This is a genomic window from Paenibacillus sp. yr247 (genome assembly GCF_900103825.1).
Taxonomy (GTDB): Bacteria; Bacillota; Bacilli; order Paenibacillales; family NBRC-103111; genus Paenibacillus_E.
Genome location: NZ_FNIF01000081.1, coordinates 1 through 1,135, shown reverse-complemented (window position 1 = coordinate 1,135; position 1,135 = coordinate 1). Strand labels below are relative to the sequence as shown.

Sequence of the window (1,135 nt, the reverse complement as noted above, 5' to 3'; positions counted from 1 at the left end):
GTAATCCCCTCCGGTGCTTACTCTAGTATACAAAAAAGGTACCCACAGTCTGAACACTTTTTCAAAGTGTCCAGACTATGGGTACCAGTGTATTAGTTGAGTATACAGCCAGAGGCTTTTTGAAGAAAAAAGAATTGAATTCTTTGAGGAAAGTTATCGATGTGAAAAGAAGGTATCTGTTGATGACAATGCAAAAAGAAATTAAAAAGAAAGAGTACTGGTATACTAAATTGAAAAATTTATCAGTGCTTAGATAAAGATGATTAGTAAACGAATCTTTGTTAGGTTGGGCCTTGTTATGTGACGACGGCCTCGACGATTAAACTAACGGGCAGGATAGTTTCATCAATTCACGAATACCTCAAGTATGGAAAATCTGCGAAGTTCATAAATAAGAGTTAGCTAAAATTAATGCAAGAGAGGTGTAAATACATTGTTCTATTTTTCAAATGAAATAACCGAGTATTTTATGAAGTTCTTAAGCAAAGAGATTAAAGTATCAGAAATGGAACAATGGATTTACGATAAAAATTTTTTGTCAGAATTAGGGGATAAGACTTGTGAACTCGTTGTCTCACTCGATTTTCATAGTGTCTTTACGGAAAAGGATATTGAGGAATTTATAATTAATTTATATGAAGAAAACTTTGTTGATTTGACTAAAGAAAGAATAACATGGATTGTTAGCGGTATGGCTAATGGAACTTACGATCTTATTTTAGGTTGTGCTATACTGGCGAATCTACGATCTTTCGGTAAGGATGCTGAATATATACCAATTTTATATGTCGGATATGATAGTGAACTTGAAGATATAGATCATCGCTACAATAAATTGATAATAGAAGAAAAAAGTGAGAAAGAAAGATTATTTAATTTTTATAAGGAAAAAATTCATAATCTATCAATTGAATTCTTAAACAAACTTTCGGGTAACTTCAGTGAGGGCATTAACAGCTAACATCACATTCACGCGGCGGGGCTAACGGGCAGGTCTATCCTGCACCACCTAACCGCATCGCATCATTCCGCTAACGGGAAACGATAGTTCAAAACGAAAGGGCTGCAGAGTGGTAGCCCTTTGCTCAGTTAACGGGCAGCATACCGTGACGAATGACAGATTTTATGATGGCAT

The 1,135-nt window shown here is 35.2% G+C and carries 1 protein-coding gene; it reads left to right on the top strand.

Going from position 1 to position 1,135, the window contains the following annotated elements; genetic code table 11:
- The first annotated feature begins 433 nt into the window (after positions 1–433).
- Positions 434–961, top strand: a complete 528-nt coding sequence (locus tag BLT91_RS30500; protein ID WP_090828021.1) for a hypothetical protein — start codon at positions 434–436, stop codon at positions 959–961.
- Positions 962–1,135: the final 174 nt, after the last annotated feature.